Genomic DNA, 7,934 nt, shown 5'->3' with positions numbered 1-7,934 from the left:
GGGGCCATCGCCAAACACATGGCCCTGGTGGCCGCCGCAGCGGGCGCAATGGTATTTGGTGCGCGGCACGATCAGCCCGAGTGTAGAGGCGTCACTCCGTAGGGTGGGCGGCTTGCCGCCCACCATCGTGCCTCACGACAAGTGCCGCTTGGTGGGCAGCAAAGCTGACCACCCTACGCCCCTGGCACCTCCCGTAGCTCCGGTAGAGCCTCGCCCTCGGGGACGAATCTCAACGCCACGCCGTTGTTGCAATACCGCTGCCCGGTCGGCGCGGGGCCATCGCCAAACACATGGCCCTGGTGGCCGCCGCAGCGGGCGCAGTGGTATTCGGTGCGCGGCACGATCAGTTTGAAGTCGGTCTTGGTTTCGACGGCGCCGGGCAGGGGCTGCCAGAAACTGGGCCAGCCGGTGCCGCTGTCGAACTTGGTGTCTTGGGTGAACAGCGGGGTGTGGCAGGCGGCGCAGATGAAGGTGCCGGCGCGCTTTTCGGCGTTGAGCGGGCTGCTGCCGGCGCGTTCGGTGCCTTCTTCAAACAGCACGTGGCATGAGTCGGCGGGGAGGACGGCTTCCCAGTCGCGGCGAGTGTTTCCGGCCATGATGTCTCCTTCGGCAAGCGGTAAAGAGGGGTCAGGCTTATGGACCGCGAAAAAGCGCGACAGTTGCGTTCAACCTGGAAACCGTCGTTGGACGCACACTCGGGTGCGTAGCGCTATTCACCCGCCGGGTGATCGGCTTTGAAGCCGAAAAGCTTTGCATGTTCAACACCTTGCTCATGGGCACAAGCGGTCAGTTGTGGTTTCTTGGTTCAACCGGGCCGGCGGGCGGTCATGGTGTCGAGCCAGGTGGTGAGCACGGAGCGCGCGATGGCGGCCAGTTGCGGGCCGTGCAGCGCGGTGGCGGCGCGCAAGGCGGGCAGGTTGATGCCGGCGGCGGCGAGTTCGGCGGTGTGGCCGATGAGCCATTGCTCGATCCGGGTCGGGTCCATTTCAAGATGGAATTGCAGCGCCAGCGCGTGGTGGCCGACCGAGAAGGCCTGGTGCGGATAATCGGCCGAGGCGGCCAGCCAGGTGGCGCCTTTGGGGATGTCGAAGGTGTCGCCGTGCCAGTGCAGCACGGGCAGATCGCCCACTGCGGCAAGGGGCGAGGCGCAGCCGGCTTCGGTGAGCTGGAGGGGGGACCAGCCGAGTTCTTTGTGTTGGCCGGGATACACCCGGGCGCCCATGGCCGCGGCCATCAGCTGGGCACCGAGGCACAGCCCGAGTGTTGGCGCACCGATGCCGATGCGTTCGCCGATGGCGTTGATTTCTTCGCTGAGATAGGGGTAGCGATCGGTTTCGTAGGCGCCAATCGGGCCACCGCAGACGACGAGCAGGTCGGCGGTGCGCAGGCGTCGCGGGTGGGCGTCGACGCCGGCATCGACCGTTTCGATGGTGTAGCCCCGCTGGCGTAGCGGGCCCTCGAACAGCCCCAGGTCTTCAAACGCGACATGACGCAGGACGAGGGCGCGGGGCATGGTGTTTATCCTTTCTTGAAGCGCTGCCGGGCGGCGAGGCCGAGTAGGCCGGTGAGCATCATCAGGGCGGTGGTCGGCTCGGGTACGGCGGTCACGGGCTGGCTCAGCGCCGGGATGTTCAGGGTGGCCACGCCGGTGTCTTGCACGGTCGACCAGCCCAGGTTCAGAAAGGATGCGCGATAGGGGCGTCCGTTGCAACCCGCGCCGGTGAAGCCGGCCTGCTCGCAGGCGAGTTCGGACACGATGTGGGTGCCCGTCGGATCGATGATGGTGCTTTGCACGCCCATGGACAGTGAAATGCCGCCCCGATCGCTCAGGTCGTTACCGGCCACATCGAAGAAGTAGCCGCTGGCCATGGAGCCGCCGACGAGGTTGGCTTGCAGGCCGACGAGACGGGTGAGGGGGTCGATCTGACCGCCTGTGACCGCAAAGCTGGCAATGTGCGTGCCGTTGTTGGCGCCGTAGCTGCCGTTGGTGCTGCCAAAGTCGAAGACGCTGTCGGAGTAGAGGTCGATCACGCCGCCGGTGAAACCGTTGCTGAGCAGGCCGACTTCGCCGGCAATGTTATAGCTGACGGTCAGGTCGTGGCTCGATGCCGGTGCACCGACGATCTGATAGGCGCCGTGCTCTTCGAATGCAAAGCCAAGCGCCTGCCACGAAAATGCCTGCTCAATGAAGCCGGCGCCGGCCACATTGAGTGAGGACACGAAGCTGGCGTCGGACCAGCCGGTGCCGGCGGCGTTGAGATACCAGCCGCTCGTGGCCTGGGCCGGTTGAGCGAGGGCGGCGAGGGTGGTGACGGCGGTCAGGATGGTCAAGCGGGCAGCGCGCATGCGGGGCTCCGGTGGGGGAAGTACGAACCCGCCTATCCTAGCCTAAACCGCGATGCTGTTCGCATCAATTTATCGGTTTGTCACACGGCTGTCGGCGCTGAGCCAGCGAAGCGCGCCGGCGCCAGCGGCCCGCCCCGTGGCGAGGCAGGCGGTCAGCAAATAGCCGCCGGTGGGGGCGTCCCAGTCGAGCATCTCGCCGGCACAGAAAACGCCGGGTCGTCCGGTCAGCATGAGGGCCGGGTCGAGCCCGGCAAAGCGCACGCCGCCGGCGGTGCTGATGGCCTGGTCGATGGGGCGCGGCCGCAGCACCTGCAGCGGGAGCGCTTTGAGTGTGGCGGCGACACGGACGGGGTCGTCGAGCGACTCGGCGGCGAGCACTTCGCGCAGCAGTCCGGCCTTGACGCCTTTGAGGCCGACGCTGCGTTGCAGGTGGTTGCTGAGCGAACGGCGGCCGCGCGGGGCGGCGAGCGCGGTGCGCAGTTGCGCTTCGCTGCGGTCGGGCAGGAGGTCGAGCGTGATGTCTGCCGGGCCGGTGGCGAGGGCGTGGCGCAGGGGGGCGCTGAGCGCGTAGATCAGCGGGCCTTGCAGGCCGGCGGCGGTGACCAGGCATTCGCCGTGGCGCTCGTGGCGGCGGCCGGCGGGATCGGTGAAGCGCAGGGTGACGGTCTTGAGCGGCTCGCCGGCGAAGCGTTCGCGAAAGTGCGTGCTCCAGTCGAGTTCGAAACCACAGTTGCTGGGGGCCAGCGGTGCGATGCCGACACCGGCGGCGGTGAGCGCGTCGACCCACCGGCCGTCGCTGCCCAGCCGCGCCCAGCTACCGCCGCCGAGCGCCAGCACGGTGGCGTCGGCGCGGTGGCTGAGCGGGCCGTCGGGGGTGTCGAAGGCCAGCGCGCCGTCGGCGTGCCAGCCGGTCCAGCGACGGCGGGGGTGGATGCGCACACCCGCCGCGCGCAGCCGGGCCAGCCAGGCACGCAGCAGCGGGGCGGCCTTCATGCCAGCCGGAAAGACTTTGCCGGAGCTGCCGACGAAGGTGTCGATGCCCAGGCCGGCCGCCCAGGTGCGGATGGCGTCGGCGCCGAAGTCGGCGATGAGTGGGGCGAGGGCGTCGCGGCCGGCGCTGTAGCGGTCGAGAAAATCGGCGGCGGGCTCGGCGTGGGTGATGTTCAGTCCGCCGCGCCCGGCCATCAGCAGCTTGCGGCCGACGGTCGGCATGCGTTCGAACACATCCACGCTGACACCGGCCTGCGACAGCACCTCGGCGGCCATCAGCCCGGCCGGTCCGCCGCCGATGATGGCAACGCGCGGGGCGGCTTCAGTGAACGGACGAGGCACAGGCATGGCGGTGGCGAGGACGGTCGACAAGCGGGGATGATACCTGCCCCGCCGCGTGTGGCGTCACATGTGTTTGCGTCGCCGACTTGCACGATGCTGCCATGCACCATAGGCTGAGGGCAGTGTTCGGGCCGGCGCGCGGCGCGGTGCGAACAGCCAACAGAAATCGTTTGAATGCACGGAGATGCCATGCTGGAAAATTTGATGAACACCGAGAAAGTGACCGCCTACGCCACCGACTGGGGTCTGAACCTGCTGTTTGCGCTGATGATCTTCATCGTCGGTCGCTGGGTGGTGCGTGGCGCAGTGGCCGTGGCGCGGCGGGTGCTGAACCGCACCGGGATGGACGAGATGCTCTCGCATTTCGTGCTGTCCATCCTGCATGGTGTGCTGCTGCTGGTGATCGTGGTCGCGGCGCTGAACCGGCTGGGGGTGGATACCACCTCGCTGGTGGCGCTGATCGGTGCGGCGGGTCTGGCGATTGGCCTGTCGCTGCAGGATTCGCTCAAGAACTTTGCCGCCGGGGTGATGCTGATCGTGTTCCGGCCGTTCAGGGCGGGGGATTTTGTCGAGGCCGGCGGCACCACCGGGGTGGTGGAGAAGATCAACATCTTCAGCTCGACCTTTCGGACCCCCGACAACCGCGAAATCATCGTGCCCAATGGAGCGATCTACGCCGACGTGATCACCAACTACTCGGCCCGCGAGACGCGGCGCATCGATCTGCTGATCGGCATCAGCTACGACGACGATATCCGCAAGGCCAAGGCAGTGGCCGAGGCGGTGGTCATGGCCGATGAACGTGTGCTGACCGATCCGGCGCCGGTGATCGCGGTGGCCGATCTGGCCGACAGCAGCGTGAATCTGCACATCCGCCCGTGGGTCAAGACGCCGGACTACTTCCTGACCATGTGTGAGCTGAAAGAGAAGATCAAGATCGCCTACGACGAAGCCGGCATCTCGATTCCCTACCCGCAAACCGATCTGCATGTGCATCAGACCGCGCCCAGCGTGCTCGCCCCGGCGGCGCCGGCCGGCACCAAGCCGGCGCAGCGCGAGAGCGATTGAGTGCGGCTCAGGCCGGCTGCGGGTAGTCCGCCACCTGGCTGTCGGGCTCGGTGATCGGCGTGCCGGCTATCAGCGTCAGCGGTAGCACGCCGGCCCACACCGGCCAGCTCAGGTCGGCGTCGTCGTCCTTGACGCCTCCCGTGCGGATCTTGGCGGAGGCCTCGGTCAGCTTCAGGCGCAGCACCGTGGTGGCGTTCAACTCTTTGTCGGTGACCGGGCGCAGGCTGTCCCAGCGTCCGGGGGCGACCTTGTCGATGAAGGCTTGCATGGTGGCGAGTTTGTGGGCGTCGTCGTCCACCAACTCGAACCGGCCATAGGCGACCACCGACCGAAAATTCATGGAGTGGTGAAACGCCGAGCGGGCCAGCACCAGGCCGTCGACCTGCGCCAGCGTGATGCAGGCGTCGCTGTCGGTGAGCGCCTTGAGCATGCGTGAGGCGCGCGCGCCATGGATGTACAGATACTCGCCCACCCGCCAGTGCGCGGTCGGCATGGCGTGCACCGTGCCGTCGAGCGTGAAGGACACATGGCACACCCAGGCGTCGTCGATGATCGCGGCCAGGGTGTCGGCGTCGTAGTGGCCGCGCTCGGGGTGGCGGCGCAGTCGGGTGCGGGGGCTGGGGGCGGTGGTTTGGGGCATGGTAGTGGTCCAGGCTCAGTCGGTGAGTAAGCGGGGGTGGCAATGCAGCTCGGATTTGACCGAGTTGGCAATGAAGCAGGCGTCGTGGGCCGTCTCGTGCAGCACCTCGTGTTCTTCCTGGGTCGGCTGCTCTCCGGAGAAGCGTACGGCCGGCCTGAGGGTGACGACGGTCATCATCTGTTTGCCGCCGGGGCCCGTGCCCAGCACGCCTTCGGCCGCGTCTTCGTAGTGATCGACGCAGAAGCCGGCGCGGCTGGCCAGTGACAGAAACCACAGCATGTGGCAGCTCGACAGCGCGGCGACAAAGGCTTCTTCGGGGTCAACTGCGTCGGCGTCCGAATACGGCTCCGGTATCACATGGGGCGAGGATGAGGCGGGCAGCGTGATGTCGCCGTCGAAGTGGATTTCATGACGCCGGCTGTAGCGGTTGTCGGTGAAGACCTGACTGCCGCGCTGCCAAACGATGGTGGCGGTGTAAGTGCTCATTGCGCTGTTCCTCCGGGTAGGTGTGGTCAGATTAGCGGCTTGCTGGCACCATGCGAAGTGCCACAAACCAATCGAAACGTAGAGCCACGATGAATCTCAACTGGTTGCTTGCACCCCCCTTGCCCAAGGGGGTGCCCGTTCAGCGGCTACTGTATCAACGTCTGCGCGCCGCGATTGTCGATGGTCGGCTGGCGGCCGGCGCGCGCTTGCCGGGCAGTCGCCAGTTGGCGTCGGAACTGGGCATTGCGCGCAACACAGTGATCTTCGCTTACGAGCAACTGGCCGCCGAGGGCTGTTTGCTGGCCGATCGCCAGGGCACGCGGGTGGCTGCGCTGGTGGTGGCGCCGAGTGCGGTGGTGAAGGCTCCCGCCTGGCCGGCGCTGGCGCGTCGCGCGGCGCTCGCCGAGTCACCGCCGGCGGGGCCGGAACTGGGCGCGTTTGCGCCCGGTGTGCCCGATGTGGCGAGTTTTCCCTTTCGGGCCTGGCGCGGCTGTCTGGATCGGGCCTGGCGGGCGGCGCGGCCGAGTCATCTGGGCTATGCCGCGCCGGGTGGTGAGTCGGCCTTGCGCGCGGCGTTGGCGGACTATCTGGCGACGGTGCGCGGCTTTCGGGTGCGCCCCGAGCAAGTCATCGTCACCGCCGGCACGCAGGCGGCGCTCGATCTGTGCGCGCGCCTGCTGGCCGACAACGGTGAGACGGCCTGGATCGAGAATCCCGGCTACCCGGCGGCGCGCACCGCCTTGGCGATGGCCGGACTGGCTTTGCATCCGGTGCCGGTGGACGGCGAAGGCATGGCGCCGACGGCGGCGGACTGGCAGGCGCATCCGCCGCGTCTGGCGCTGGTCTGCCCGGCCCACCAGTACCCGTCGGGCGAGGTCTTGAGCCTGCCGCGACGCCTCGCCCTGATCGACGGGGTGCGTCGCAGCGGCGGCTGGATCATCGAGGACGACTACGACAGCGAGTTTGCCCGCGGCGGGCCGGGCCTGCCCGCGCTGTTTGGCTTGCAGCCCGACGCGCCGGTGGTCTATACCGGCACCTTCAGCAAGACGCTTTATCCGGGGCTGCGGCTGGGCTATCTGGTGGTGCCTGAGGCGCTGGCCGGGGCCTTTGCCGGGGCGTCGGCGTCGCTGGCACGCTCGGGGCAGGGGATTGAGCAGGTGGCGCTGGCGGACTTCATTCAGCGCGGTCACTACACCACCCATCTGCGGCGCATGCGGCGTCTCTATCTGGCCCGCCAGCAGGCGCTGCGCGCCGCCTTGGCGCGTTGGCCGGGGCCGGAGACCGATATTCGCGGTGGCGCGGCGGGGCTGCATCTGGTGTTGCGCTTGCCGGATACGTTGAGTGATACCGAGGTGGTGTCGCGGGCCGCCGAGCGGGGCGTGATTGTGCGGGCGTTGAGTCGCTATGTGCTATCGCCGATGCGCTGCAACGTTTGCGCTGGGCGATGCAGTCCGGCTGAGTCAGCCCGCGCCGTGGGCGAGATCACCGGGCGCAATGGTTTGCGCGATACGCCAACGCACGCCGCTCGGGTCGGTGAGGGTGAACTCGCGCATGCCCCAGGCGCGGTCCTCGGGCGGGGTGAGCTTCACGCCATAGACATCGTCAAGATGCGCGTCGTGGGCGCGTTGCCACCAGGCATCGACATCGGCGACCAGCAGATGCAGGGTGAAATTTTCGGCCACGATGGCGAGGTAGTCGTTCTCGAGCAGAAAGCCCGTGTTCCCACACTGGAAATAGGCCAGATCCGGCGAGGCCCAGGCGCAGCTGAAGCCCAGGTCGAGATAAAAGCGTTGTGAGCGCTTGAAATTTCGGGCGGGGACGAAGGCTTTGAGTTCGAGGGCATCCAGATTCGGCATGGGTTGTGCGCTCCTGGCAGGGCGGGGTTTCTGAAAGAGTGCCCTGCCGAGGGGCGCTGCGGCAAGCCCCGGACCCAATGCCCGGTTTGTTGCACTTCGTAACCAATTTGCGCGCAAGCCGCCGCTGCGTGGCAAGATAAAGCCATGAACAGCGCGCCCAATCGAGTCACACGAGGCGCGTAGCATGGCCGGATCGACCACAGCCC

At 67.6% G+C, this 7,934-nt stretch carries 9 protein-coding genes and 1 pseudogene; 2 read left to right on the top strand and 8 right to left on the bottom strand.

The annotated features are described in order from the left end of the window. From FHP89_RS21135 to FHP89_RS03715, 5 genes are all read right to left on the bottom strand, one after another. A partial coding sequence (locus FHP89_RS21135; RefSeq protein WP_260851470.1) for a peptide-methionine (R)-S-oxide reductase occupies positions 1-126 on the bottom strand: 126 nt, incomplete at its 3' end. 47 nt (positions 127-173) lie between these two features. Then, positions 174-596 (bottom strand): peptide-methionine (R)-S-oxide reductase MsrB, encoded by a 423-nt coding sequence (gene msrB, locus FHP89_RS03730; protein ID WP_144176396.1) that lies wholly within the window; start codon positions 594-596, stop codon positions 174-176. Between the two features lie 209 nt (positions 597-805). Next, a complete protein-coding gene (locus FHP89_RS03725) occupies positions 806-1,513 on the bottom strand; it encodes a glutamine amidotransferase (RefSeq protein ID WP_144176395.1) in 708 nt (235 codons plus the stop codon). A gap of 5 nt (positions 1,514-1,518) precedes the next feature. Continuing rightward, complete coding sequence (locus FHP89_RS03720) at positions 1,519-2,346, bottom strand: PEP-CTERM sorting domain-containing protein (RefSeq protein ID WP_144176394.1); 828 nt, start codon at positions 2,344-2,346, stop codon at positions 1,519-1,521. Between the two features lie 69 nt (positions 2,347-2,415). Further along, complete coding sequence (locus FHP89_RS03715; protein WP_144176414.1) at positions 2,416-3,684, bottom strand: TIGR03862 family flavoprotein; 1,269 nt, start codon at positions 3,682-3,684, stop codon at positions 2,416-2,418. Positions 3,685-3,867: 183 nt separating this feature from the next. On the opposite strand from FHP89_RS03715, the gene FHP89_RS03710 reads away from it, so the two are divergent. After that, a complete protein-coding gene (locus FHP89_RS03710) occupies positions 3,868-4,746 on the top strand; it encodes a mechanosensitive ion channel family protein (protein WP_144176393.1) in 879 nt (292 codons plus the stop codon). 7 nt (positions 4,747-4,753) lie between these two features. On the opposite strand, the gene FHP89_RS03705 is transcribed toward FHP89_RS03710, so the two are convergent. After that, positions 4,754-5,386: a pyridoxamine 5'-phosphate oxidase family protein gene (locus tag FHP89_RS03705; RefSeq protein ID WP_144176392.1), complete on the bottom strand. Its 633-nt coding sequence runs from the start codon at positions 5,384-5,386 to the stop codon at positions 4,754-4,756. A 15-nt stretch (positions 5,387-5,401) separates the two neighbouring features. Continuing rightward, on the bottom strand, positions 5,402-5,872 hold the full coding sequence (locus FHP89_RS03700) for an OsmC family protein (RefSeq protein ID WP_144176391.1): 471 nt from the start codon (positions 5,870-5,872) through the stop codon (positions 5,402-5,404). Positions 5,873-5,961: 89 nt separating this feature from the next. On the opposite strand from FHP89_RS03700, the pseudogene pdxR reads away from it, so the two are divergent. Beyond that, positions 5,962-7,365, top strand: a pseudogene (pdxR, locus tag FHP89_RS03695) (MocR-like pyridoxine biosynthesis transcription factor PdxR); the annotation flags it as partial. On the opposite strand, the gene FHP89_RS21330 reads toward pdxR, so the two are convergent. Beyond that, positions 7,333-7,728 carry a VOC family protein gene (locus FHP89_RS21330; RefSeq protein WP_391525286.1) on the bottom strand — a complete coding sequence of 132 codons (396 nt, stop codon included), beginning with the start codon at positions 7,726-7,728 and terminating at the stop codon, positions 7,333-7,335. The pseudogene pdxR and the gene FHP89_RS21330 overlap by 33 nt on opposite strands. Between the last annotated feature and the right edge of the window lie 206 nt (positions 7,729-7,934).

It is taken from the genome of Denitromonas ohlonensis, assembly GCF_007625205.1.
Classification (GTDB): Bacteria; Pseudomonadota; Gammaproteobacteria; order Burkholderiales; family Rhodocyclaceae; genus Nitrogeniibacter; species Nitrogeniibacter ohlonensis.
Note: the sequence above shows the minus strand (reverse complement) of the source record. Positions and strands in the feature narration are given on the sequence as shown.

What these genes read in the sequence shown, in the direction of transcription:
- FHP89_RS03700 (WP_144176391.1), bottom strand. Translation starts at nt 5,872, where the DNA reads ATGAGCACTTACACCGCCACCATCGTTTGGCAGCGCGGCAGTCAGGTC.
- FHP89_RS03715 (WP_144176414.1), bottom strand. Translation starts at nt 3,684, where the DNA reads ATGCCTGTGCCTCGTCCGTTCACTGAAGCCGCCCCGCGCGTTGCCATC.
- FHP89_RS03720 (WP_144176394.1), bottom strand. Translation starts at nt 2,346, where the DNA reads ATGCGCGCTGCCCGCTTGACCATCCTGACCGCCGTCACCACCCTCGCC.
- FHP89_RS21330 (WP_391525286.1), bottom strand. Translation starts at nt 7,728, where the DNA reads ATGCCGAATCTGGATGCCCTCGAACTCAAAGCCTTCGTCCCCGCCCGA.
- FHP89_RS03710 (WP_144176393.1), top strand. Translation starts at nt 3,868, where the DNA reads ATGCTGGAAAATTTGATGAACACCGAGAAAGTGACCGCCTACGCCACC.
- FHP89_RS03705 (WP_144176392.1), bottom strand. Translation starts at nt 5,386, where the DNA reads ATGCCCCAAACCACCGCCCCCAGCCCCCGCACCCGACTGCGCCGCCAC.
- FHP89_RS03725 (WP_144176395.1), bottom strand. Translation starts at nt 1,513, where the DNA reads ATGCCCCGCGCCCTCGTCCTGCGTCATGTCGCGTTTGAAGACCTGGGG.
- msrB (WP_144176396.1), bottom strand. Translation starts at nt 596, where the DNA reads ATGGCCGGAAACACTCGCCGCGACTGGGAAGCCGTCCTCCCCGCCGAC.